Source organism: Friedmanniella luteola, assembly GCF_900105065.1.
In the GTDB taxonomy this organism is placed as follows: Bacteria; Actinomycetota; Actinomycetes; order Propionibacteriales; family Propionibacteriaceae; genus Microlunatus; species Microlunatus luteolus.
Genome location: NZ_LT629749.1, coordinates 2,946,945 through 2,970,486 on the forward strand (window position 1 = coordinate 2,946,945; position 23,542 = coordinate 2,970,486).

22 protein-coding genes and 2 pseudogenes are annotated in these 23,542 nt (G+C 67.9%); 17 read left to right on the plus strand and 7 right to left on the minus strand.

The features are described 5' to 3' along the window. Positions 1–6: 6 nt before the first annotated feature. Together BLT72_RS13850 and BLT72_RS23105 are read right to left on the minus strand one after the other, a co-directional pair. Complete coding sequence (locus tag BLT72_RS13850; protein WP_231930056.1) at positions 7–1,461, minus strand: APC family permease; 1,455 nt, start codon at positions 1,459–1,461, stop codon at positions 7–9. Positions 1,462–1,482: 21 nt separating this feature from the next. Beyond that, positions 1,483–1,674, minus strand: a complete 192-nt coding sequence (locus BLT72_RS23105; RefSeq protein ID WP_231930057.1) for a hypothetical protein — start codon at positions 1,672–1,674, stop codon at positions 1,483–1,485. Between the two features lie 1,375 nt (positions 1,675–3,049). Between BLT72_RS23105 and BLT72_RS13860 the strand changes: the two genes are divergently transcribed. Next, positions 3,050–5,023 (plus strand): fibronectin type III domain-containing protein, encoded by a 1,974-nt coding sequence (locus tag BLT72_RS13860; protein WP_172826075.1) that lies wholly within the window; start codon positions 3,050–3,052, stop codon positions 5,021–5,023. Between the two features lie 154 nt (positions 5,024–5,177). Here BLT72_RS13860 and BLT72_RS13865 read toward each other — a convergent pair whose 3' ends face one another. Then, on the minus strand, positions 5,178–5,387 hold the full coding sequence (locus BLT72_RS13865) for a hypothetical protein (RefSeq protein ID WP_091413575.1): 210 nt from the start codon (positions 5,385–5,387) through the stop codon (positions 5,178–5,180). An 85-nt stretch (positions 5,388–5,472) separates the two neighbouring features. On the opposite strand from BLT72_RS13865, the gene BLT72_RS13870 reads away from it, so the two are divergent. From BLT72_RS13870 to BLT72_RS13920, 11 genes are all read left to right on the plus strand, one after another. Continuing rightward, positions 5,473–6,063 carry a Chromate resistance protein ChrB gene (locus tag BLT72_RS13870; RefSeq protein WP_197677033.1) on the plus strand — a complete coding sequence of 197 codons (591 nt, stop codon included), beginning with the start codon at positions 5,473–5,475 and terminating at the stop codon, positions 6,061–6,063. Next, positions 6,060–6,587 carry a YkvA family protein gene (locus BLT72_RS13875; RefSeq protein WP_091413577.1) on the plus strand — a complete coding sequence of 176 codons (528 nt, stop codon included), beginning with the start codon at positions 6,060–6,062 and terminating at the stop codon, positions 6,585–6,587. The genes BLT72_RS13870 and BLT72_RS13875 overlap by 4 nt, the downstream gene beginning before the upstream one ends. Continuing rightward, positions 6,581–7,225, plus strand: a complete 645-nt coding sequence (locus BLT72_RS13880; protein ID WP_197677034.1) for a DedA family protein — start codon at positions 6,581–6,583, stop codon at positions 7,223–7,225. The genes BLT72_RS13875 and BLT72_RS13880 overlap by 7 nt, the downstream gene beginning before the upstream one ends. Before the next feature lie 148 nt (positions 7,226–7,373). Next, complete coding sequence (locus tag BLT72_RS13885) at positions 7,374–8,333, plus strand: ABC transporter ATP-binding protein (RefSeq protein WP_091413578.1); 960 nt, start codon at positions 7,374–7,376, stop codon at positions 8,331–8,333. After that, positions 8,330–9,220, plus strand: coding sequence for an ABC transporter permease (locus BLT72_RS13890; protein ID WP_091413580.1), 891 nt, complete (start codon positions 8,330–8,332; stop codon positions 9,218–9,220). Before BLT72_RS13885 ends, BLT72_RS13890 begins: the two co-directional genes overlap by 4 nt. A 2-nt stretch (positions 9,221–9,222) precedes the next feature. After that, positions 9,223–9,720 (plus strand): hypothetical protein, encoded by a 498-nt coding sequence (locus tag BLT72_RS13895; RefSeq protein ID WP_091413582.1) that lies wholly within the window; start codon positions 9,223–9,225, stop codon positions 9,718–9,720. A gap of 71 nt (positions 9,721–9,791) precedes the next feature. Beyond that, positions 9,792–10,475 (plus strand): response regulator transcription factor, encoded by a 684-nt coding sequence (locus BLT72_RS13900; protein WP_091413584.1) that lies wholly within the window; start codon positions 9,792–9,794, stop codon positions 10,473–10,475. After that, a complete protein-coding gene (locus BLT72_RS13905) occupies positions 10,472–11,917 on the plus strand; it encodes an ATP-binding protein (protein WP_091413586.1) in 1,446 nt (481 codons plus the stop codon). The genes BLT72_RS13900 and BLT72_RS13905 overlap by 4 nt, the downstream gene beginning before the upstream one ends. Positions 11,918–12,316: 399 nt before the next feature. Next, entirely contained in the window at positions 12,317–12,577 is a 261-nt protein-coding gene (locus BLT72_RS22765; protein WP_197677035.1) for a hypothetical protein, read from the plus strand. Between the two features lie 145 nt (positions 12,578–12,722). Continuing rightward, a complete protein-coding gene (locus tag BLT72_RS13915) occupies positions 12,723–13,163 on the plus strand; it encodes an ArsR/SmtB family transcription factor (RefSeq protein WP_091413588.1) in 441 nt (146 codons plus the stop codon). A 73-nt stretch (positions 13,164–13,236) separates the two neighbouring features. Then, positions 13,237–14,160 carry a cation diffusion facilitator family transporter gene (locus BLT72_RS13920; RefSeq protein WP_231930058.1) on the plus strand — a complete coding sequence of 308 codons (924 nt, stop codon included), beginning with the start codon at positions 13,237–13,239 and terminating at the stop codon, positions 14,158–14,160. Between the two features lie 139 nt (positions 14,161–14,299). Here BLT72_RS13920 and BLT72_RS13925 read toward each other — a convergent pair whose 3' ends face one another. Both BLT72_RS13925 and BLT72_RS13930 read right to left on the minus strand, forming a co-directional pair. After that, positions 14,300–15,019 (minus strand): class F sortase, encoded by a 720-nt coding sequence (locus BLT72_RS13925; protein ID WP_091413592.1) that lies wholly within the window; start codon positions 15,017–15,019, stop codon positions 14,300–14,302. 11 nt (positions 15,020–15,030) lie between these two features. Continuing rightward, a complete protein-coding gene (locus BLT72_RS13930; RefSeq protein WP_197677227.1) occupies positions 15,031–15,765 on the minus strand; it encodes a CHRD domain-containing protein in 735 nt (244 codons plus the stop codon). A gap of 766 nt (positions 15,766–16,531) precedes the next feature. On the opposite strand from BLT72_RS13930, the gene BLT72_RS13935 reads away from it, so the two are divergent. The 3 genes from BLT72_RS13935 to BLT72_RS13945 all read left to right on the plus strand — a co-directional run bounded on the left by BLT72_RS13935 (position 16,532) and on the right by BLT72_RS13945 (position 19,638). Beyond that, entirely contained in the window at positions 16,532–17,992 is a 1,461-nt protein-coding gene (locus tag BLT72_RS13935; RefSeq protein WP_197677036.1) for an alkaline phosphatase, read from the plus strand. Positions 17,993–18,086: 94 nt separating this feature from the next. Then, the gene (locus BLT72_RS13940; protein ID WP_091413596.1) at positions 18,087–18,593 is read left to right on the plus strand and encodes a hypothetical protein; all 507 of its coding nucleotides are present in this window, start codon (positions 18,087–18,089) and stop codon (positions 18,591–18,593) included. A gap of 406 nt (positions 18,594–18,999) precedes the next feature. Continuing rightward, positions 19,000–19,638, plus strand: coding sequence for a hypothetical protein (locus BLT72_RS13945; protein ID WP_157720500.1), 639 nt, complete (start codon positions 19,000–19,002; stop codon positions 19,636–19,638). Between the two features lie 92 nt (positions 19,639–19,730). Here the strand turns inward: BLT72_RS13945 and BLT72_RS23570 are convergent. Continuing rightward, positions 19,731–19,939 (minus strand): annotated as a pseudogene (locus BLT72_RS23570) (hypothetical protein); the annotation flags it as partial. A 706-nt stretch (positions 19,940–20,645) separates the two neighbouring features. Here BLT72_RS23570 and BLT72_RS13960 point away from each other — a divergent pair. Together BLT72_RS13960 and BLT72_RS13965 are read left to right on the plus strand one after the other, a co-directional pair. Further along, positions 20,646–21,326 (plus strand): DUF305 domain-containing protein, encoded by a 681-nt coding sequence (locus BLT72_RS13960; RefSeq protein ID WP_172826076.1) that lies wholly within the window; start codon positions 20,646–20,648, stop codon positions 21,324–21,326. 493 nt (positions 21,327–21,819) lie between these two features. Further along, positions 21,820–22,443: a response regulator gene (locus tag BLT72_RS13965; protein ID WP_091413601.1), complete on the plus strand. Its 624-nt coding sequence runs from the start codon at positions 21,820–21,822 to the stop codon at positions 22,441–22,443. 405 nt (positions 22,444–22,848) lie between these two features. On the opposite strand, the pseudogene BLT72_RS23575 reads toward BLT72_RS13965, so the two are convergent. Beyond that, positions 22,849–23,133, minus strand: a pseudogene (locus tag BLT72_RS23575) (response regulator); the annotation flags it as partial. Positions 23,134–23,542: the final 409 nt, after the last annotated feature.

Below are 23,542 nucleotides of genomic sequence, written 5' to 3' on the forward strand. Positions count from 1 at the left end.
GATGCTTCACCTCTCCGTGGACTTCGAGGCTGGTGGCGAACTCTGAGGGATCGGCGACCGTGATCTCGACGAAGACGAAGTCCTGCTCGTCGGTGAGGTCGTGATCCTGCATGATCTGCAGGCGCTTCTCGGCGTACTCCTTCGCGTCGCCCTCGTCCGGCTCGTTCGCGACGAGCCGGACCGTGCGGCGTGTGCAGTCACGGATGAACATTGCGCGGTGTGGTCGAGGTGGACGTCAGTCACCCGGAGCTCGAAGGCCCGCGAGAGCCGGGACCAGATCGAGATGGCCAGGATGCCGGCGATGAAGAAGGCGGAGATGGTGATGCCGTCGGGCTTCTCGTGCACGTTCTCAGCGAGGGCGTAGAGCAGGATCAGGGTCAGCACGGTGAAGCCGACGATGGATCGGCGCTGCCGGCGGCGGATGGCACTCACCGTCACTGCCACCGCACCCGACACCATCATCGCGAGGATGCCGGTGGCGTAGGCGCCCGCCTGGGCGTTGACGTCAGCGTTGAACGCCACGGTGATGGCGATGCTGACCGCGGTGTAGACCAGGACGACCGGGCGGACCGCCCGACCCCAGTCCGGAGCCATCCCGTACGAGGGCAGATACCGGGGGACGATGTTGATCAGGCCAGCCATCGCCGAGGCTCCAGCGAACCACAAGATGGCGACGCTGCTGATGTCGTAGACCGTGCCGAAGCCCTCGCCGAGCTTCTCATGCGCCAGGTAGGCCAGGGCCCGGCCACTGGCTTCGCCGCCCTCGGCGAACGCCTCGGCTGGGATGAGGACGGTGGTGATGAAACTGGTGGTGACCAGGTACACCGACATGATGAGCGCCGCGCCGGTCAAGAGCTTGCGGGTGTTCCCCACCCGGCTGGCCAGCACCTCCTCGGGACTGCGCCCTCTCGCGGCGACGAGCGGCATCATGCTGACCCCGGTCTCGAACCCCGACAGCCCCAGCACCAGCAGCGGGAACGCGAGCACGGCTGGTCCCACGATGTCGAAGAACCCGGTTCCCCGGGAGGTGAGTGCCTGCGTCCAGTCACCCAGCAGCTGCGGCGTGGCGACGATCTCGCCGATCCCGACGGCCACGACGACGGCGTTCAGGGCCAAGAAGACCGCCACGAGCGGGATGGCGACCACGACCGCCTCGTTGAAGCCGAGGAGGAACACGAACCCGAGCACCAGCAGCAGCGCGACGGTGATGAGCACGGCGTGCCCGTGCAGGAACCCAGGGAGGTAGGGGTTCTCCAGCATGTGCACAGTGGCGTCGGCTGAGGACAAGGTGATGGTGATGATCCAGGAGGTGGCGACGAAGCCGAGCAGGATCAGGACAAAGATCTTCCCGCGCCAGAACGGCAGCAGCTTCTCCAGCATCGCCACCGACCCCTGACCGTGCGGGCTCTCCTGCGCCACCCGCCGATACATCGGCAGCATCCCCAGCAGCGTCAGCGCCACGATCAGCAACGTCGCCAGCGGCTACAGCGCCCCCGCGGCCAGGGCGGCGATGCCCGGGAGGTAGGAGAGCGTCGAGAAGTAGTCGACACCGGTCAGGCACATCACCTTCCACCACGACTGCGGTTCGGTGTGCTCCTCACCCGCCTCCGGCCCGACCGGCTGGACCCGGTTCGCCAGCAGCCAGCGCCCCAGTCGATTGGGTGATGGGGTCATCGCCGAGTGGTCGGGAAGGCCAGTGCTGTGATCGGTCGTCGTACTCATCCGGGTCCTCCGCCCAGCCCTGCAGCGAACCCGACTGGACCTCGCTCATCACCGCGCGTTCCAGAACCCGCGGTGGTCCGACATGAGTGGTCCGCTCGAAAAAGCTCACCTGGTGCTGGCACGACGGAAGACTCCTGGCTCACAAGGGCAACGGGCACAACGCTCAACGCTACGCCCGCCTATATACCCGTAGCCGGTCCCCAGCTCCTCGAAGAGCGTCAAGATTTCGTCAAGATCACGGCTGCCGCCTGCGCTGGTGCCCACTGCTCGACGCCCGGACCAATCGCGAGGTCTCATGGCCGGGGGTCGTGCTCCGCCAGGACGGACGCCCAGAGCTGCCGGGTAGGTGCAGCCTGTTGTCAGCTTCGGGCGCTCCGGCACGTCGGCGCCGATGGAAAGGGGGGCAAAGAGAGCGGGCCGCAACGCACCGCCAGATGGAGCCGCCTCCGAAACTCAGCGCAGTGTGGGCGGCCTCCTAGAGCGGTCTCAGTGTTGGCCTCAGCTGCTGACGTTCATGGAAATCCGTCAACATCCTTCGCGAGCCCTTCGATCCCTGAGAGGGCGCCGTGGGTGTGGGACCCCGTGGTGGCCGAGGCGAGTTAGCCGGGCTGACGCCGCGCCACCTACGGCATACCGCCGCGTCGCTGGCGATCGGCTGGGGGCATCGGTCAAGCACGTGCAGCGGATGCTCGGTCAGAAGGGTGCGGCGATGACGTTGAACGTGTACGCGTCGATGTTCGAGGACGACCTAGACGACGTCGCCGACCGGCTGGGCACGGCCTCGGCGTACCGCAGTACAGCCTCAGGGCGCCCTGCGAGCCCGGTCGCGGAGCCGTGTGTGGTGAGTCGCCCCGGCCGATGAGTGGCCCGACTAGGCCTGACAGGTGGCGCCCTCAGCAGGGTTCGAACCTTCAACACAGGTAAGGAGTATGACCGGGACCGCTTCTCGTCGTCCGGCGACGCGGTGCAGAGTGCTGTCTGGCCTGGTCAGCGCTAGATCTGAGTTGGCTTCGGCTTTTGCTTGTTGGTACCGCTCAGGCCGGATGCGCAAGCTCGTGTGGCCTGCGTGCGGCCTGACGAGTCCTTGGCCGGCCCTCCCATTTTGTGCCGTTAACACCCCCCCTCTGAGGGCTGCCGTCAGTGCTTGCTTGTGCGCAGCATGGCTAGGGAAGGACCGCTTTCGGTCCACCATCCGGCCTGGCGTCGGCGCCCGGCCCCAACCCCCCGGGGGTGCTTTGACATGCAAGATGGACGAGGAACAACAAAAAAGGTGGCTCAGCCGCCAGGTCTGAGGCTGCAGCCACGGGGCCGCCGCGCCAGCCGCGGCGTGAGCTTGCTGGTGGTGGGTGCGCTCAGCGTCACCGGACTCGCCGCTCTGACTACAGGTTTGGCTGCCGGCGCCGTACCAGTTGCGCCCGACAACCTCCTGGTCTTTCCCAACCGCGACTTCATCACGGTCGAGGGCTACCAGAACCACGCCGGCGAGAAGGCCACCGTCGAGCTGGTCCGGGCGGGCAAGGTCGTCGGCTCCGCAATCGGCACGATCTCGGGTGGCGACGTCGCCTTCGAGGTCAACCACCCCGGCGGCATCTGCTGGGGTGCGGGCACCGGACTCGCCGTAACGCCCGACGTCCAGCCGGGCGATGTCGCGAAGCTCACCCTGGCCGACGGCACCTCCGACGACATGACGGTGCAATCGGCGACGGTGACAGCGGATGCGACCCTGAGCGGGCCCACGCTCAGCACCCTGACGGTGAATGGAACCCTGGGTTCCGAGGTCAACCCCGACTTCACCGAACAGCGAATCATCAACCCCGACCTGGTGGGCACCACGGTCGGCAAGCGGGACATCCGCGCGGTCCCTGGACCCCTCACCCCGGCACCCCGGGGCGGCTACGCCTCAAGCCTCACGTTCGGTGCGGGCACCTTCACCGCGACCTATGAGTTCGAGGACCCGGCCGTGGCCAAGATCGCCTCCGAGGCCAGCCTCGGGGAACGGGCCATGTCCTGGCAGGTCCTGGACCCGGCCGGTAACCGGGAGGGGGTCACGATCGCCGAGTTCGGCGAACTCGGCGGCCCGGGTATGGGCGGCTGCCCCGCCGGCCCCGCCGACCAGGCTGCGCCCGCCGGAAGCTTCTCCGTCGTCCGCTCGGCGACTGACAAGTCCCAGGTCGCCGTCAGCTGGACCCCGACCACCGCAGTTCCCGGAGCAGCCCCGGTGACCGGCTACAACATCGACGCCATCGCCCCGGCCAACGGCGGGGGGGTCTCTATTGGTGTCGTCGCACGCACGACCGCCACGGCCACCAAGACGACTCTGACCGTCGACCCGGCCGTGGCCAACTACACCTACGAGGTCCGCTCGATCGCTGGACCGCGGATCAGCGAACCGTTCACAGCGGTGGCCACCCCAGCGCCGGGCGATCAGGTCGCGCCCAAGCTCACTATCACCCCGGCACCCAACGCGGACCCCAACATCTCCGTGACAGCCGACAAGGTGACCCTGTCGAGCGAGACCGGCTCCGACATCTACTTCACGACAGACGGCTCGGCCGCTGTAACCGGCGGCCTGCCCAGTGACAGCGCCAAGCTGTACACGACAGCGATCCCGATCACCAAGGACCTGACCGAGGTCCATGCCGTCGCCTTCGACCGGGCCGGGAACTTCGACGCCAAGTTCGGCACCTACTCCCCGGCCCCCGCCACCGCACTCGACCCACCGGCGAACCTGACCGCTGTCGCCGGTGAGGCGTCAGCCACCCTCACCTGGGGTGCGGTCACCGGAGCCACGTCATACCAGGTGACCGTCAGCCCGACACCCGCGGCCGGGCAACCAGCCAGCCTCACCGCGCGAAACCTCAAGGTCACGGGCCTCACCGCTGGCACGCCCTACTCCTTTACCGTCACCGCCAGTGACGGGACCCGGACCAGCGTGGCCTCGAACACCGCGACCGCAACCCCGGTCCCGGTCACCGCCAAGGTGGCGTTCACCACTGGCAAGTGGAAGAACGGTGACACCACCATCAACGGCACGACCGACACGGCCCCGAACGCCGGCACCATCCGGTTCTACAAGGCCACCGCCGACGGCAAGGCCGACACCACCAGCCCCTACGGCGGCACCCTCGGCCAGGTACTAACCGCGGCCGTCGCTCCGGCCACCGGGTCAACGTTCGGCGGCCGCTACCGCACTACAGCCCTGACGGGCACCGTTAACCCCGGCAAGCTGGTCGCTGTCCTCTCCGACAGCACGAACAAGGTGTTGGGCGCCAGCGCCCCCTTCACCCTGCCCACCGGCTAGCGGGACGGCACCAGGAAGGGGCGGGCTCGACCGAGCTCGCCCCTTCACATCTGATCTTCTTCCCGAGTAAGGAACCACATCACGCCGTGCGACCGGCTCGCCGGCGCTAGCTGGTCCACTACCGGTCGCGCATCGGCTTGCCGGAGCCCCTTGGCTACGCGGGCGGTTCCTCATCCTCTCCGTTGACTGGCGTGAGGGCGGCGATGGGAGGCTGCTCAGGCTGGCTAATTCGATGCCGGCTGCCCGCAACGAGGCGGACGTCGCTGTATAGGGTGCGCTCCAAGTGGGTGAGCAGCGCGACGAGCCCACTGATCGCCACGAAGATGGCGAGGGCCACTTCGACGAACTCGTCTAGGTCGTTCATGCCCTGATGCTCCTGGAGTCGAGGGGCCAGCCCGGCCCGAGATGCTTGCTGTCGCGAGCGTAACATCCGCTGCTACCTTCGTTACATGAACCAGGACGGCGGTAAGTGGGTGCTGCTCAGTGTCAGCACCAGCAAAGACGCGTCGTTGCGGGTCTTCGCCTGGCGGCGGCTGCGCAAGCTGGGGGCGGTGTACTTCCATCAGTCCGTCTGCCTGCTGCCGGACCTGCCCAGGGTCCGGGAGGCACTCGCGCCGGTGACCGCGCGGATCCGCGGCCAGGGAGGGCGCGTGCGTACCCTCACGATCACCGTGCCCGCCGACGAGCACGACGCCTTGGTGGCTGAGCAGCGCGACGACCGGAACGAGGAGTACGCCGAGGTGGTCGAACGGGTACCGCAGTTCCTCGAGGAGATCGTGATGGAAACGGCCCGGGGACGGGCCACCTACGCCGAGGTGGAGGAGTCTGGAGCGGACCTCGAACGGTTCGCGAAGTGGCTGGCCAGCATCGCTGACCGTGACTACTTCCAAGCGGGTCGAGGCGCCGACGCGCGGGCAGCGGTGCAGCAGTGCCGCGAGGCACTGGCCGCGTTCGAGGGGGCCGCGCTCGCTGCCGACACGGTCGCCGACAACAGCAGTGAAAGCGTGGTGCAGCTCCGAGTGGTTGAGGACCAGCTGTGACCGGCCACCCCTGGCTGGACCTCGGTCTCGGAGCCGCCGTCGCGCTCGCTCTCAGCTGGCTCCTCTTGGTTATCGCTCTTGCTGTCGGCCGACCTCAGGGCAAGCTGTTGAGTGAGTCGCTGCGGCTTCTACCCGACCTTCTTCGCCTGCTCAGACGGTTGGCTGCTGATCGGGCGCAGCCGACCGGCGTGCGTGTCCGGCTCGGCCTGCTGCTGGTCTACCTGGCCATGCCGATCGACTTGATCCCTGACTTCATTCCCGTCCTCGGCTACGCCGATGACGCGATCATCGTGACGATGACGCTTCGAAGCGTCGCCCGACGCACAGGAGTAGGCGAGCTGCACCGCCACTGGCCCGGCACCGAGGACGGGTTCCACGCCTTGTGCCGGCTCGTCGGCCTCAGTCCCGACGGTCCGAGCCACACGAAGGGGCGCCATGTCGCCCCGACGCAGGCGGACCCAGGATCAGCCGCGAACCCAGCAGCTGTGGCGACTCGACGCGATGCGGGCGAAAACCGGTGCTGACGCTGGAACTCACCGGGATCACAGGATGGGCAGCGGACCTGATGGACAGGATCGGAGCCTGGGGCGTCGGGCTCTTCACCCTGCTAGAGACCGTCTTCCCGCCCATCCCCAGCGAAGTCATCCTGCCGCTCGCCGGCTTCTTGTCCCAGCAGGGCCGCATGAACATCATCGCCGCCATCATTGCCAGCACCCTGGGCGCCTACCTCGGCGCGCTGCTGCTCTACTCACTCGGCGCCGCTGTAGGCCTCGACCGGTCAGTACGGATACTCGCCAAGCTGCCGCTGGTTGACCGTCAAGACTTCGACCGCGGCACCAAGTGGTTCTCCCGCCACGGAAGAGCATCGATCTTCTTCGGGCGCCTGATTCCCGGGGTCCGCAGCGTCATCTCCCTGCCGGCCGGGGCGCAGCGAATGAACCTGGCTGTGTTCAGCGCTTCCACCATCGCCGGTAGCGGACTCTGGAACACGTTGCTCATCACCCTCGGCGCCGCCCTAGGCACCCAGTACGAGCTCGTCGACCGCTACTCCGTCTACCTCAACTACGCAGTCTACGCCGCAATCGCCGGCCTGCTCGTCTGGCTGATCGCACGTCGAATCCGACAAAGGACCGGCCAACAGCAGAACGGAAGTGACCGCTGATGTCAGCACCCTCGGTGAACAAGCCCCTCATCGCGTTTCGGCGAGGACACGGACCACAGCCAGGCTGAGCGCGGAAGCGCCCGGACCAGTAAGAAGAGTTCTCACCGGTTCATCGTTTCTTCATGATGGTCGACCTAGCGTCCGGGACATGAGTGAACTCCTGGCCGTGCAGGCCGAAGGTCTGACGAAGCGGTACGGCGCCCTGACCGCCGTCGACGGCATCTCCATGCGCGTCGCCCAAGGCGAGGTGTACGGGGTGCTCGGCCCGAACGGGGCCGGGAAGACGACCTTCCTGCGGATGTTGTTCGGGTTGATCCGCCCCGACGCGGGCCAGCTCGAGGTCTTCGGCCGGACCTGGGCGGAGCACGGGACGGCCGCCCTCGACGGCGTGGCCGGATTCATCGAGAGCCCCCGCTTCTATCCCTACCTCAGCGGCCGACGGAACCTTCAGCTGCTGGCCGGTCTGGACGGCGGCTCCGGAGCCGACCGGATCGAGGAGGTCCTCGAGGTGGTCGACCTCACCGGCAGGGAGGGCGACAAGGTCGCCGGCTACTCCTTCGGGATGCGGCAGCGGCTCGGCGTCGCCGCCTCTCTGCTGCGAGACCCACGGCTGCTGGTGCTGGACGAACCGGCCAACGGGTTGGACCCGGCCGGGATCCGGGACATGCGAGCGCTGGTGAAGCGGCTCGCGGCGTCCGGTCTGACGGTGTTGCTAAGCAGCCACGACATGGACGAGGTCGAGGAGATATGCGACAACGTCACGATCATGAAGCGCGGGTCAGTGGCCTACCACGGGACGATCGCCGACCTGCGCCGGCAGGCGCCTCCCCAGGCCCACCTGCTCCGCACCAACGACGACACCGCCGCGCTCGCCCTGGCCGGGCGGGCGGATGTCAGTGTCAGCGCCGCTGACGGCCAGCTGGCGGTACATGGCCAGCAGACGGCGATCGACGCCTACGTCGCTGACGTCGTCGGGTCCGGGCTGGCCATCCGCAGCCTCACCCTCGGCGAGGCACCCCTGGAATCGCTGTTCTTCATGCTCACCGAATCCGCCCCCGCGACCACCGCCACACCGGCCCACACCGACCTCGAGGAGGCGACCCGATGACCACCACCGCCACGGAGCCCAGCACCGCGAACCCCGACTCAAGCCGTCCTCGTCGCGTCGCAGCCAAGCTGCAGCGCGCCGGGACCCGGACTGCCTACCACTGGGAACTCGTCAAGCTCGCCGCCCTGATCCGGGTCCGCGCCATGATCATCGGCTGCCTGATCGCGCCGCCGATCATCGTGTTGATCCTGCGCGGCCAACGACCTCCCGCCGACACGCTCTACGGCAAGCTGATCCACCTCAGCGGCTTCGCGGTCCCACTCCTGCTGCTGGGCTTCATCAGCCAGTGGGTCCTCCCGCTGCTGACCAGCCTGGTGGCGGGCGACATCTTCGCCAGTGAAGACCAACAAGGGACCTGGAAGACCATTCTCACCCGATCGGTCAGCCGTGCCCAGATCTTCCGAGCCAAGACACTCGCGGCGCTCACCTTCGCCGCCGTGGCCTACTCGGCCCTCGCGGTGTCCGCCATCGCCTCCGGCGTCCTGCTCGTCGGCCGGCAGCCGCTGACGGGCCTGACCGGGCAGACCATCACGCCATCGACCGCACTCGGACTCGTCATCGCCGCATGGGCAGCCGCATTCCCAGTGCTCATCGGCTTCACCGCCCTGTCCATCCTGCTGTCGGTCCGCACCCGCAACCCCGCACTCGGGGTCGTCGGGCCCGTGGTGCTCGGTCTGGCGATGAGCCTGCTCGGCTCGGTCGGAGGGATCGGCCTGCTCCGACGCCTCCTGCTCACGACCCCGCTCGACGCCTGGCACGGACTGCTCACCGCCACACCGTTCTACGGACCCCTCGTCCAAGGGCTCGCGGTCTGCGCAGCCTGGACCGCCCTCTGCCTCGTCCTGGCCTACCGCTCGCTGCGCAACCGCGACCTCACCGAAGGATGACCATGTCCAGCACCACCACGGCCCGCCGATGGGCCACCCCTCGACCCGCCACGCTGTTCCGAGCCGCCATAGCCCTCGTCGCCGCGCTAGCCGTCGCTCTGGCCTTGGTCATGCTCGGCAAGCCCGAGATCACCAAGACCCGCGTCGAGAACTCGCTCAACCCCGCCTTCAGCAACCTCTACATCCAGCAGCAGCAGATCCTGGGCCACCCCGGCATCAGCCCCGCTTCCATGAAGACCACCAGCACCTGCGACCGCGGCGGCGCGAACGTGCCCGACGTCGGCGCCGGACCCGACTGGCTCTGCCTCGTCAACTTCGTCGACAGCACCGGCACTCTGCAGGAAGAGGCGAAGTTCGAGCTGCAGGTTCACGCCAACAGCTGCTACACCGCAGGCGCCCCCGCCAAGCTCCTCGGCAGCTTCACCATCACCGACACGAACGGCCGCGAGGTCCCCAACCCGGTCAACGCCTTCGACGTCTGCTTCGACCCCGACGCCTGACCGTGCTGAATGCAGGCCGTCGAGCGGTCCCGCCCGTTACGGTCGTGGCCCGAGAGGAGGTCGGCACCCCGATGAAGATCCTGCTGGCTGAGGACGACATCCGGCTCGCCGACCTGCTCGAGCAGGCCTTCGTCGAGGCGGGCTGGCAGGTCGAGACCCACCACGACGGCCCCTCCGCCTACGAGGCCGCCCTCACCGGCCGCGACCACGACGTGTTGCTGCTCGACTGGATGCTGCCCGGCCTCGACGGAGCCACCATCAGCCGGCGGCTCCGCGAGTACGGGATTCGCACCCCGATCCTGATGCTGACCGCTCGCACCAGCCTCAGTGACCGGGTGGACGGACTGAACGCCGGCGCCGACGACTACCTCGCGAAGCCCTTCGAGCTCGAGGAGCTGCTGGCCCGGATCCGGGCCCTGCACCGCCGCGCGCACCTCGACGACACCGAGCAGCCGTTGCAGGTTGGCGACCTCGCGCTCGATCCGTTGTCCCGCCGGGTCACCCGGGCCGGCCAGGAGATCGAGCTGTCGGCCCGCGAGTTCGCCATCCTGCAGCTGCTGCTGGAACGAGCCGGCCAGGTCGTCAGCCGCTACACCATCCTCGACGAGGTGTGGGACGGCGACACCGACCTACGCAGCAACGTCATCGACGTCCACGTCGCCAGCCTGCGCGCCAAGATCGACCGGCCCTTCGACACCAGCACCATCACCACCCGGCGAGGCGCCGGCTACCGCGTCGAACCGGACCCACGATGACCGCGAGCAGACTGGCTCGGCTGCCCCTGCGAGTGCGACTGGTCGCCGGGTTCTCCGCCACCATGCTGCTGGTCCTGCTCGCCGCTGGCGGCTTCGTCTACTGGCGCGTCCACTTCGCCCTCGACCGACAGGTCAACGAGGACCTCACCGAGATCAGCACCCGGCTCACCCCACTCATCACCGACACCGGTGCCTTCCGCACCGACGCCTCCGCCAGCGACCGCAGCGAGATCTACCAAGTCCTCGACGCACAAGGCCAGGTCCTCACCGCCAGCCCCACCGCCGGCCCGGAACCACTCCTCGATACCGCCGACGCACGCCAGGCCCTGACCGCTCCAGTGCGTCGCGACATCGGCGCCCTGCTCCCGATCAAGAACCACCCGCTCCGCGCCTACGGCGTCCCCCTGCCGAACACTGGCGGACCAGCAAAGGTGCTCGTGGTCGCCGTCCGGCGCGACCACCGCGACGAAGCATTGCTCGAGCTGTTGCTCCAGCTCGGCATCGCCGGCCTCGGCGCGCTCGTCCTCACCTCAGCCGTCGGCTACCTGCTGACACGATCCGCGCTACGTCCCGTGGAGCGCTACCGCGCTCAGGCCGACCAGATCGTCCACGGAGTCCCCGGCGTCCGGCTCGGGATTTCCGAGCAGCGCGACGACGAGGTCACCCGACTCGGCCGCACCCTCAACACCATGCTCGACGCCCTCGAAACCGCCCTCGAACGGGAACGCGACTTCGTCCGCGACGCCAGCCACGAGCTCCGCACCCCGCTCACCCTGCTCACCACCCGCGTCCAGCTCGCGCTCCGCAGACCACGCACCGTCACCGAGCACGAAGAGATTCTGCGCGAGGTCCGGACGGACCTGGACCGGCTAACCCGACTGGCCGAGCAACTGCTCCGCGCCGAAACACCCGGCCCCGAGGCGGAGGGAACGGTCGACCTCACGCGAGTAGCCGAGCGGGCTGTGCACGAGCGCGCCCGCACCCCGGAGCATGGTGAGCCATCGGACCTCGAACCGCGCCTCCACCTTGAGGCGCTCGCCCCTGTCGAGGTGGCTGTCGGGGAGGTTGAGCTCGGCCAGGTCGTCGGGAACCTGCTGGATAACGCCTTGCTCCACGGGGAACCACCGGTGCAGGTCAACGTCGACCGGGTTCAGGGGATCGGCCGGCTGCAGGTACAAGACGCTGGTGCCGGCATGGACCCGAAGTTGCTCGCCACCGCAACTCGCAGATTCGCCCGAGCCACCGAGTCCCGATCACAGCCCGGATTCGGCCTCGGCCTCTCCGTCGTGGCGGCGGTCGTGGCACGCCGCGGAGGAGAACTGCGGCTCTGCTACGCCGGCCACCACGAGCTGTACGGCGCAGCCATGCCGCCACTGTGCCAGCACGGACCGGCGATGACCGTCACCGTCCTGCTACCCATAACGCACCTAGCAGACGGCTGACCGATAGCCGCTGGGACAGCCGCAGCAATCAGCAGCGGTCACCACTTCCCACCGGCCCAGGGAACGGCTCCGGCCGCCGTTGCACTTCCCTCCGATGACACCGACGGGAAGCCCGCCAGCTGCTCACCAGACTTGCTCCGTGACCGTTGACCTTCGTCCGCCTCCCGCTGCTACAACGCGAAGCCTCGACCATGAACTGACTATCGGTCACGACCAGAGAGCGAATATGCCTAAGCGGAAACTGACGACACGTAGCCGGCATTCGCCCAGTGCCGACACAGCCCAGCCCGTGGTGGTGGCTTGCCGGGGCGGGGACTGCGGTAAAGAACCAAGCATCCCGACACCGAGCACGCCACACAGCTCCGCGATCTTCGCACCGGCCTCGCCGACACCGCAGATGTGCTCGTCAGCACCTGTCTCGATGCCTGCGAGCGCTCCAACGTGGTCGTCGTCCTTCCCGGTCAACCCGGACGTGAGGCAGGCGGCGAAGCGCTCTGGATCGGTGGAGTCAACGACCCCGAGATCACCCGGGGCATCATCGATTGGGTGCGGGCTGGTGGCCCCGCCCTCGCGGCCGAACCGACGCTCGTCGCCATCAGCTGCTTTCGACCCAGCCGGCTCAACCGCCATGAGCTCGACGAGGTCACCGAGCGCCGTTGAGGGACCGCAACGACAACCGGGTTTCCGACAACCCTCGCTGACTGGACTCCGCTGTCGATCAGCCGCCACCGGCCAGCGACGGCGCTGGCGAAAGTCCCAGGCGGGCTCCCATGACCACTACACGAGCACGTGCAATAATCTTCGCATGCTTGAACATTCGCAGGATCAGACATTACAGGGGGATTCTGTTCGCGCAGACGAGCAGATCGTCGAGCTGGCAGTGGAGGTGTTCACCATGCTGGCCGATGCAACCCGGGTGCGTATCGTGCTGGCGCTCCAGGACGGCGAGCTATCGGTAAACACCCTTGCCGAGCTGGTGGGCAAGTCACCGACCGCAGTGTCCCAGCACCTGGCGAAGCTGCGGCTGGCCCGCATCGTCGCCACCCGTCACGAAGCCAACCGCGTCTACTACCGGCTGGCGAACGAGCACGCCCGCCGCCTGGTCGCGGACGCCATCGACCAGGCGGAGCACTCCGTGGACGATCACCCCCGACACCACCGACGCATCACCAGCAGAGACGACGAACATGACTGCGCCTCAGCACGAGCACGAGCGCCCTCATGCTCACGCACGCCCCCACTCTGACCGCCACCAACATGGGCGTGAGCACGACCACGGGCACGTCCATCCGACGGGCTTCAAGGGGTTCTTCTACGGCTTGTTCGTCCCGCACAGTCACGACGCGGCCGACTCGATCGACGACGCGCTGGAGGCCAGCGAGGCTGGCATCCGGGCGGTGAAGCTGAGCCTGCTGGGGCTTGGGGTGACCGCGTTGCTACAGCTGGTGATCTATCTGATCAGCGGGTCCATCGGGCTGCTGGCCGACACGATCCACAACGCCTCGGATGCCCTGACGGCGGTGCCGTTGTGGATCGCGTTCGTGCTGGGCCGGCGGGCGGCCTCGCGCCGGTACACCTACAGGTACGGCCGGGTCGAGGACTTGCCCGGGCTGTTCATCGTGGCCATGATCGCCCTGTCGGCCGTGGTGGCCGGGTACGAGGCGGTCCGCCGGTTCTTCGAGCCGCAGCCGGTGACCAACCTCGGATGGGTGCTGGCGGCAGGGCTGATCGGGTTCGCCGGCAACGAACTGGTCGCGGTCTACCGGATCCGCGTCGGGCGCCGGATCGGGTCCGCCGCCCTGGTCGCCGACGGCGTGCACGCCCGCACCGACGGGTTCACCTCCCTCGCGGTGGTGCTCGGCGTGGTCGGCATCTGGCTGGGCTTTCCCCTCGCCGACCCGCTCGTAGCCCTAGCCATCAGCGTCGCCATCTTCGTCCTGCTGTGGAGTACCGCCCGCGACATCGGCCGCCGCCTCCTCGACGGCGTCGACCCCACCATGGTCCACATCGCCGAAGATGTGATCACCGCCGCGCCCGGTATTGCTGGCGTGACCGCCGTGAGGATGCGCTGGGTCGGGCACCGGCTCGACAGCGAAGCCACCGTCACCACGGACCCCGCCATGCCCGTCGGACGCTTCCACGAGCTCGAGCACGACCTCACCGACACACTGTGCCAACGGCTGTCCAGCGCCCAAAGTCTCCGACTCGTGCCGGCCTCGCATCTGCACGGCTCGGACCGGTAACGCTGCCGCCGACTCCACGGCACTCCCCGCCAGCCGGCATCAGCCGGCGTCGGAGCAGCACTTGCCTTCGCGGTCGCTAGCGGACAGCCAGATCGAAGTTGGTCTCCTCGGGCTCGCCCGAGTGGCCGACCACGATGGGTCAGCTGGTGCGGTGGCCGAAGACGATGACGTTGCTGAGGTAGTGGTCGACGGGGTCGAAAGGGCCGCCGCAGGTGACGAGCCGGATCTGGGGCTGGTCGAAGTCGCCGTAGTAGACCTCGTCGGTGGGGAAGTCGTCCTTGGGGTAGACGGCGACCTTGTCGACGGTGAAGGTGACCCGGGTCTTGTCCTTTCGGGTGACGTGGATCTTGTCGCCCTTCTCGACCGCGCCGAGCCGGTAGAAGACGCCCGGCCCCTTCTTGCTGTCGACGTGGGCGCCGAGAACGGCCGGTCCGAGCTGGCCGGGCGTGGGTCCGTCGGCATACAGGCCGACCTCGTCGGCGCTGCCGGGCACGTTCAGGGTGCCGTCCTTCGCCACCTGGAGGTCGACGAAGCTGGTGGAGCGGATGCCGACCGAGGGGATGTCGAGGGCCGTCGGTGCCGAGGCCGGCAGGAAGGCGCCGATCCGGGTCTTGGGCTCAGCCGACGGCGCGGGCCGCGCCGGGGTCCGGCCTCCGCCGCTTCTCGCCGGGCTGGGGCTGGGTGTGCTCCTCGTCGGTTCCGGTGTCGGGCTGACGGTGACGACGGGTTCGGCGGCTGCCGGTTGCGGGGGTCCAGCCCGGCCCTGCACCCCGAGGGTGAGGACGACGATCCCGACGAGCAGCAGGACGACGGCGGCCGCCGCAGCGATCAGTCCGCTGCGACGGCCACCGTCTGCCATGGTTGCGTCCCTCAGGCCTGGGTGCGGAACCGTCGGACGGCGACGAACCCGCTGCCAGCGGCGGCCAGGAGGGCGCCACCACCGAGGGCGATCATCGTGGTGTTCGGTCCGGCGGCGGTCGCGCCACCACCCGTGGCCATCCCTCCGTCGGGGGCGGTGCTCAACACCCCGCACAGCGCGGGGTCGGTGGCCTCGGTCGGGAGGTCGGGGTTGAGGTCGCTCTTGGCCTTGCCGCTGTACTTGCCGTCGTGGTTGTGGTCCACGCCGTGGATGACGACCACCGACTGGCCGTCGGTGATGGCCTTGGCCACGTCGTCAGAGACCTTGATGCTGCCCCGCTCGTAGCTGATCTTGCCGCCCTTGGCGGTGTCGAACCGGTCGACCGCCAGGCCGCTGTCGGGGCTGGTGTCCCCGGTCTTGGTCAGCGACACCACGATGGCACCGTAGGCCGGGCCACCCTCGGTGGTGTTCAGGCGGCCGTTGCCGTCGCTGTCGTCGGAGGCGGTCGGGCACTCGTGCCGGGCGTCAGCGCCGAAGTGGATGTGCGCGGCGTGCGGGGCGTCGGCCAGCAGACCCATGGCGGCCATCGTCACGGTGATCGAGTTGCCGCTCACCTTCACCATCGCCGTGCCACTGCCGTCGACGCCGTTCTCCGCGACCGGCCGTAGGTTCGCGTGCACACTGCCCGTCGCCGCAAGAGCGGGACCAGCGCCGAACGCGGCCAGAGCCGCCGCACCGCACGCCACCCCAGCAAGTCTCTGAATGTTCCGCATCTTTCCTCCTTGAAAGGGTGGAGGCTCCGGCGTCACGCCCGGATGTTCCGAGCCGCACGGCCTCACCGAGATAGGTTCGACACCGACCACGGAAAGGATTGGTCGGCCCCATGACAGAGCAGCCGCCGGTGGGCGCCCGTGCGGATGGCTGAAGTTGCTACCGACCGTGAGAGCGTTGGTGGTGAGCCCAGCGTCCGTTCCCTGGAGACGCCGCCACTGGCTCGATGGCCGTCGTGATCGACCTTGGCTAAAGTTGCACTAAGTCGCGGCACCTGCGCGCTGGGGCTGGTTCTGTCACAGCTGGCAGGTGGGGGGCATCATGCGCCAGGGTCAGGCGTGGAAGCTCCGAGGCAGGTCACAGCTTCGTGAAGTGGTTCCACCTGGTGGCGCTGGTGAGTCCAGGCGATCGGGTCGCCCAACTGCGGCCCTCCATCGGTCCTCGGCGGGCCTGAAGTGAGCCCGTGAGGTGGCGTTGACGCCGCCAAGCAGAACGCTGCTAATGATCGAAGGGGCAGCGTGGTCGAGGGCCCGCTCCCCCTACCAGTTCCTGCTGAAACGTTGCCTGATCTCCTACCGGGCGTCGCCCAGTGTTCTTACGTTCCTTGTTGGTGTTCATCTGTTCGTCATCCGTGGGCTCCCCTGTGTTCCTGCTGGACGTCTTAGGTGAAGCGTGTGTCGGTGTGGCACAAGGACTGTTGAGCGGAGACATGGCATGCAGAGACACAGACGAGTTGCAGTAGTGGCGCTCTTGAGCGCAGCGACGTTGACCGCCACAACGGTGGTGGCGGCCGAGGCGGCGCAGACCGCTGGAGGCGGGCGGGTGAAGAACGTGATCTATCTGCTGGGTGACGGCATGGGTCGCTCTCACGTCACGGCCGCCCGCGAGCGCTACTACGGCGCGGCAGGCGAGCTCAACATGGAGTCGCTCCCGGTGGTCGGGCAGGTCCGCACCTACGCGGTGCAGAAGAACTCGGGCCAGCCCGGCGACTCGGACTTCGAGCCCAACTACGTCACCGACTCGGCCTCGGCGGCGACCGCCTGGGCGTCTGGGGTGAAGACCTACAACGCCGCTCTGGGGGTCGACGCGAAGGGCGCGGTGGTGCCGACGGTGATGGAGCTGGCCAAGGATGAGGGCTACCGCACCGGCAACGTCTCCACCGCAGAGATCACCGACGCCACCCCGGCCGGGCAGATGAGCCACGCACTGGCCCGCGGCTGCCAGGGACCCACCTACTCCGCGGCGGCCTGCCAGGACCTGACGATCACCGGTGAGGCACTGCCGACCAGCGATGTGCGGGTCACCCCCATCGCGGACCAGATCGCCCGGAACGGGACCGCAGACGTCATCCTCGGCGGCGGGCTGTCGCGCTTCGACGCCGCCGACGAGCGGGCCCTGCTGCGGCAGGGTTACGACGTCCTCGGCTCTCCCGCCGACCAAACGGTGGCCACCCGTGCTGACCTGCGCAACACCTCGAGCCGCAAGGTCTTCGGCCTATTCAACAAGGGCAACCTGACCATCGAGAAGTACAAGCGGGAGAACCGTGCTGCAGTCGAGGCACGTGAGCCTTCGCTGCCGGAGATGACCCGCAAAGCCATCAGTCTGCTGAACCGGCCCGGGCGCAACAAGAAGGGCTTCTACCTGCAAGTCGAGGGCGCGCTGATCGACAAGCGTTCCCACGCCAACGACGCCGCACAAACGCTGGAAGAGATGAGGGCCTTCGACGACGCAGTCGCCGCGGCCAAGGACTTCGCCGCCCGCGACGGCCACACCCTGGTCATCGTCACCGCGGACCACGAGTGCGCCGGCTTCAACATCATTGAGAAGGGCACCTACACCAACGCGGAGGCGACGACCCCGCCGGCCAACGTAGACGCGGGCAACACCGCCAACAACTCTGCTCCCAGCCGGCCCACCGGTGGCACCAAGGACCCCGCCCGCTCCTCGGGCCCGGTCAACGGTTCCGGTTCGACCGACGCCAAGAACTTCGGCCCCGCCACCTTCCGCACCGCCGACGACCCCGACTCGGTGAAGGACGGCACCGCCGAGGCAAGCCTGTGGCTGAGTTACCTCTCCGGTAACCACACCGGCCAGGACGTGCCGATCTTCGCGTACGGTCCGCGGTCCAGCAGGGTCGGCGCCGAGATCGAGAACACCGATCTCTTCGACGTCGTCACCGAGGCCCTGCGCCTCAACAGCTAAACCATGATGATCGGGGCCTGCACCGCTGCGGTGCAGGCCCCGACGCCATGCCTGACCCTGAACGGAGCCTCCTGTGAGACCAAATCGTCGGATCATGCTGGTCGCGGTGCTGGTGGTGGTCGTCCTCGCCGCCGGCGCGTGGTGGCGCTGGGGCAACCGCGGCGCAAGCGCTGACCCGCAAGCCGCGGCGCGGACGTCGTTCCCCGACCTCACCCCCGCCACGGGCGACCCGATACTGCCCAGCCTGGCCGGACTCAGCCCCTCGGCCGGCGAAGTCGTCCAGGCTGAAGGCCCGTTCGACAACCGCTTCGAACTGGACAAACTGCGCTTCGACGGCAAAAAGCTCACCGGCACCGCCACGATCACCAGCGACGTCAGCGAGATCCTTGAGTTCGAGGCCCTGGCCGGCTTCTACGACCGCCAAGGTCGGCTGCGCGGCACCGCCCGCCACGTCTACCACCTCGACGAGAGCAAGAACGACCACGCCCACGAAGAAGGAACGCCGAGCGAGGCCCACCCCTTCACGATCCAGGTGCCGAAGGACCTGACCGACGTCGCCGTCTCTGCCGCCGTCGGCGTCCCCGTACTCGTCAACGAGTAGCTGGAGGCGCCCGCTCGAGTTGCCCTGGCGCCAGAGTCGATGGACTGAGCGCTGTTACCGCATCAGCCGGACCTGCGGTTCGCTCGGGTGGTGGTGGTCGCACTGGTGGCGGTAGTGGTCCTTCGCATCGCGGTCCTGCTGCTCATCAGGGCTCCCGGTGACGACGTCGTCCACGGATAAGATCGCTGCCCTGGCCGCTCCGGCTCTCGGCTCGGCTGTTCAGGCGGCGAGAGCAGCGCAGTCGGAGGATGGTGGGGCCGCGGACACCGAGGGGAGAGCCGTCGCGGGTCGGCGACCATCGGGAGAGTCGCGAGCACAAAGGACAGGGCTGGCCAATCCGCTGGAACGCGGGCTCCGAACCAGCACGAGTGCGCGAAGTGGTCGCGCACAGACTCGGAGGACGTCAATGAAGACCAAGCTCCTAGCGGTGACGGCAGCAAGCGGTGCCGTCCTGCTCAGCACCCTCGCTCTCGGCGGCACAGCCGTGGCCAGTGGTTCCTACCCAGGCCACCACGACAACAAGGTGTCCGGTCGGCTGAACACCCTCAACAACTCCGGCGTGACTGGGGACGCGCGGGTCAAGGTCGAAGGCAAGAAGCTCGAGGTGGACTACACGGCCAGACACCTGGCGCCGAACCTCCCCCACGCGGCGCACATCCACTACGGCGCACAGGCAAGCCACGAGTGCCCGACGGTCAAGGATGACGCCAACCGCGACTTCCGGCTCAACGTCGCCGAAGGTCTGCCCCGGTACGGCCCGATCGCGGTCTCGCTGACCACCAGCGGCGACACCAGCCCGGCCAGCGCCCTCGCCGTCGACCGGTTCGCCACCGCACCGAAGGGCACCATCAACTACGAACGCACCATCAAGACCAGCAAGGACGTCGCCCGCGCCATCCGCAACGGCGAAGGCGTCCTGGTCGTGCACGGTGTCGACTACAACAACAACGGCAAGTACGACTTCGACGGCGCCGGCAAGAGCGAGCTCAACGCTGCCCTGCCCGCCGAGGCCACCGACCCCGCCGTCTGCGGCGTCCTGCGCTGAGCTTGGTCCTGTTCAGACGGAACACCAGGCTCGGCTGAGCAAGCGGCCCGGACACCCTTCGGGGGGTCCGGGCTTCTTGCTGCTCCACTTGCTCACGGTGGTCGAGAACCCTGCAGTCCGCGTTGACCCGGCCTAGTTGTCCGGAGTGGGTTGAAGCCGCGGAGCCGGCGGCTGTTGGACACGACGAACACCGAGGAGAAGGCCATCGCGGCGCCGGCGAGCATGGGGTTGAGCAGACCGGCGGCGGCCAGGGGTAGGGCGGCGACGTTGTAGGTAAAGCCCAGAACAGGTTGGCCCTGATACCCCCCTGGGGTGTGGTTGGTAGGGTCGAGGCAATTCGGCAGATTGGATGGTGAGGTGGGGATGCAGCGGACGGGGACTGGACCCCTTCTGGGCTTCTTGCGGCAGGCGCGCAAGAGCTGGCTACGCCACCTCCTACACGTCCTGAGTCTGGTTATACTGACGCTAGGCGTCGTTGGCATGCACCAACTGTCGGTAGGCCACGACGTCGCAACAGGCCAGCACAGCCGGCACGCTCATACCGAGACAGCCGCTGCCGGTCCTGTCGAGGCCGCCCCTCATGGCCATGGGTCTACCGAAGTTGCGCTGACTGGGTCGCACCTGGCCGCTCCTACCGGGACCGGCGGGGTGGGTGCCGTCGACGAGGGCTGCCTGACCTGTGGTGACCACGAGATGATGTTGGGGTCGTGCCTGCTGGCTCTGACGCTGCTCGTGTTCAGCTGGTTCTTGCGTCCGCCGCAGCTGCGTCACCTCCCACCCTTCCTACTTCCCCGCCTGGCCCCACCAACGATCCGGCCAACCCTCAAACGGCTGGTTCCTTCACTCTCCTTGACGGAGTTGTCGCTGCGGCGAACGTGAGCAGACCTGTGTAGTTGACGCCTTCTGGCCACTCTCAGCCCTGCTAGACCCGCTACGGCGAGGTCTGGGCCTCGGTCAGTACTCGCATGTCCCACACAGACCCCGTACGAAAGAAGAGACTTCTCATGATGAGCAAGCACGCAATGAAGGCCGGCCTCGGCGCTCTCGCCCTAGCTGCCACCCTTAGCCTGGCTGCCTGCGCCGACGACACCGACGCCGGCGGTATGGGCGGCATGGGCGGTATGGCAAGCAGCTCCGCTGCGCCGAGCTCAAGCACGGCTGCCCCCTCCTCGCCTGAGCCGTCGGTGGCCAAGACGCCGGCGTCCGGGCCGCAGAACGACGCCGACGTGATGTTCGCCCAGATGATGATCCCGCACCACCAGCAGGCGGTGGAGATGAGTGACCTGATGTTGGCCAAAGCCGACGCCGACCCGCGCATCCTCACCCTGGCCCAACAGATCAAGGCAGCCCAGGCTCCCGAGATCACCCAGATGACGGGGTGGCTGGAGGGCTGGGGGTTCAAGGTCCAGCCGATGGACAACGACATGGACCACTCCGGCCATGCCGGCAGCGGCATGGACGGCATGATGAGCGAGACGGACATGAAGGAGCTCGAGGCGGCCAGCGGCGCCGACGCGTCGCGGATGTTCCTCGAAGGCATGGTGAAGCACCACGAGGGTGCGGTCGAGATGGCTCAGGCCGAGGTCTCCGACGGCGAGAACCCCGACGCGATCAAGCTCGCCGAGGCCATCGTCACCACCCAGCAGCAGGAAATCACAGACATGAAGGACCTGCTCACCCAGCTCTGAGCCCTTAGCAGCAGGCATCGCCGGGATCGGACACACGCTGATCCCGGCGGCGCCGATGCCCTTTCCTGCACGTCATCCCGGTGCGGCGCACCCTTTGGGTCGCGGAACCCTTCGGCCTGTTGGCGTCCAGTCGAGGCTGCGAGCCATCTACCGCTCGGGTCCCTCTCGTCGACGACGGGAGTCGCCAAGGACGCCGCACCCGCTCCGACACATTGCAGAAACCAGGTGATGCCTGAGCGACCCCCGAAACGGGGCTCGAAAACACCACGAGCAAGTCACAGGCAGCCGCGCCCTACCAGTCTGTGACCATCAGTAACCACCCGCCGTTCGGCGCGTTCTAGAGTGATCTCGATCAGGCGGTCAGATCTGCTGGCCCTCCGCACTGCATCTCCTTCAGCTGCGGAAACAGAAGAACTGGCAACCGAAGGTCACCACTCGAAGACGAGGCCACCTCTCACCGGATGGCGACCCGCATCCGTTCCCGGGGGTACGCATGCTCAGCAACAACGACGACCGAACACCACAGAACGCGGCGCCCACTACGGGCCCGACCGCACCGGTTCGGGTGCTGATCGTCGACGACAACGCCCCGTTCTCCAGCCTGCTGTCCGCAGCCCTGGATGCAGTCGACGGCATGGAATGCGTGGGCACCGCCCGCTCCGCTTCCGAAGGCTTCCAGCGAGTGGTCGAGCTAGCCCCGACGGTCGTCGTGATGGACATCATGATGCCCGGCCTCGACGGTCTCGCCGCGACCACCGAGCTGCGGCGACTCAGCCCGGAGACCGCGGTCGCCGTGGTAAGCGCCCACAGCGACCCCGAGTGGATCGCCCGCGCCGAGGATGCCGGCGCATCGGCCTACATCCCCAAGAGCGGGTCTCTCAGCGAGATGGTCGCGGTGCTCAGCGCCGCCCGCCCCGGCCCGATGGCCGTCGCCTCCTCACTTCAGGCAGCATGGTCGTCGTCGCGTGTCACCGATCCGACCCGCGCCGACCGACAGCCCGCCTCGCCCCTCCAGTCCGGGGACCAGCAGGTAGCGCGAGACGTTCGCAGCACGAAGGCGGCGATCGTGCAGCCAGGGCGACGACGGGACATCCTCCGGCTTCTGCGGCGCGGCTGAGCCTGTGGGCTTCGACCGACGACTAGCCAAGCGGGCGTACCGAAAGGCGCGACCTGCTCCAGCCGCATAATGTTCCGGCAACCGAGGTGCCTGGGGAGTCGTGGAGCCTCGCTCCTGCCGTCTTCGTCCATGTGCTGACCAGCCCACCAACGCCGCCGGCCGGTCCCCTTCGGTGCGCGGCGGGAGTGCATCATCTTCGCCGGTCATGGGCATGCACGGCACGAACGACGCCCGCTTGCTCTGGTCGCCCGCGACACGCCGTCGCTCAGGGCCTTGGAGCGACATCTCCGCTCTCATCTGGGGGAGGTCCTCCGGCCGGGCCGTGCCCCCGAGGGCAACCCGACGAAGAGCGGCGAGGATCAGGGCAGGTCTGCACCCCTTGACCAGATAGCCCATAGCCCCGCGACCACGAGCGGCGGCCCGGCTGCTGTCGGCGACGTCGCTCGTCAGCATGACGACTCGCACCGAAGGATCCTCGCGGTGCAGCATCGCCATCGCCTCGATCCCCGACATCGTGGTCATCTGGACATCCATCAAGACGATGTCGGGCCGCAGCGCAGCCACCGCCTCGACGACCTCGACCCCGTCGGCACACTCCCCCACCACTTCGAAGTCCGCGCTGTCCCCGATCAGGCTCACCAGACAGCCGCGGAAGAACGCGTGATCATCGACGACCAGGACTCGGATCATCAGTGGACTCTCCTGCACGCTCGTCAGGAAGCAGCGGCTGCCAGTCCCATGAGAGAAGACTCCCCGGGCCAGTCGGTGCTTCACACCCCTTGGTGGGGGTGGGTTATTCCCCTACAAATGGGGCGTGCTACGACCTATGTCCACTAAGCCTGCACACAAGTACTAGGCGACATGCTCATGCGGCCCTCCCCCACCTCGGACCGCCCACGGGTCTCCGACCCGAACCCAACTGCCGCCGTACAACTGACTCGTGCTCGGCCCTGGGGACGTTCGGGTTCAACTGTGCTGGACGCGGCCCGATGCGGCTTGGACGGAGTCGCTCCACTGACCTGGTCGGCGAACGGCCACACCCCAGCCCCATGGCCGATAGGGTCGTGGATCTGCTCACGGGCGAAGCCGGCGCCGATCC

Excerpts from the sequence above, each read along its gene's own strand:
- BLT72_RS13905 (WP_091413586.1), top strand. The coding sequence starts at position 10,472 with ATGACCGCGAGCAGACTGGCTCGGCTGCCCCTGCGAGTGCGACTGGTC.
- BLT72_RS13900 (WP_091413584.1), top strand. The coding sequence starts at position 9,792 with ATGAAGATCCTGCTGGCTGAGGACGACATCCGGCTCGCCGACCTGCTC.
- BLT72_RS13960 (WP_172826076.1), top strand. The coding sequence starts at position 20,646 with ATGAGCAAGCACGCAATGAAGGCCGGCCTCGGCGCTCTCGCCCTAGCT.
- BLT72_RS13965 (WP_091413601.1), top strand. The coding sequence starts at position 21,820 with ATGCTCAGCAACAACGACGACCGAACACCACAGAACGCGGCGCCCACT.
- BLT72_RS13915 (WP_091413588.1), top strand. The coding sequence starts at position 12,723 with ATGCTTGAACATTCGCAGGATCAGACATTACAGGGGGATTCTGTTCGC.
- BLT72_RS13940 (WP_091413596.1), top strand. The coding sequence starts at position 18,087 with ATGCTGGTCGCGGTGCTGGTGGTGGTCGTCCTCGCCGCCGGCGCGTGG.
- BLT72_RS23105 (WP_231930057.1), bottom strand. The coding sequence starts at position 1,674 with ATGACCCCATCACCCAATCGACTGGGGCGCTGGCTGCTGGCGAACCGG.
- BLT72_RS13945 (WP_157720500.1), top strand. The coding sequence starts at position 19,000 with ATGAAGACCAAGCTCCTAGCGGTGACGGCAGCAAGCGGTGCCGTCCTG.
- BLT72_RS13895 (WP_091413582.1), top strand. The coding sequence starts at position 9,223 with ATGTCCAGCACCACCACGGCCCGCCGATGGGCCACCCCTCGACCCGCC.
- BLT72_RS13865 (WP_091413575.1), bottom strand. The coding sequence starts at position 5,387 with ATGAACGACCTAGACGAGTTCGTCGAAGTGGCCCTCGCCATCTTCGTG.
- BLT72_RS13870 (WP_197677033.1), top strand. The coding sequence starts at position 5,473 with ATGAACCAGGACGGCGGTAAGTGGGTGCTGCTCAGTGTCAGCACCAGC.
- BLT72_RS13890 (WP_091413580.1), top strand. The coding sequence starts at position 8,330 with ATGACCACCACCGCCACGGAGCCCAGCACCGCGAACCCCGACTCAAGC.
- BLT72_RS13885 (WP_091413578.1), top strand. The coding sequence starts at position 7,374 with ATGAGTGAACTCCTGGCCGTGCAGGCCGAAGGTCTGACGAAGCGGTAC.
- BLT72_RS13925 (WP_091413592.1), bottom strand. The coding sequence starts at position 15,019 with ATGGCAGACGGTGGCCGTCGCAGCGGACTGATCGCTGCGGCGGCCGCC.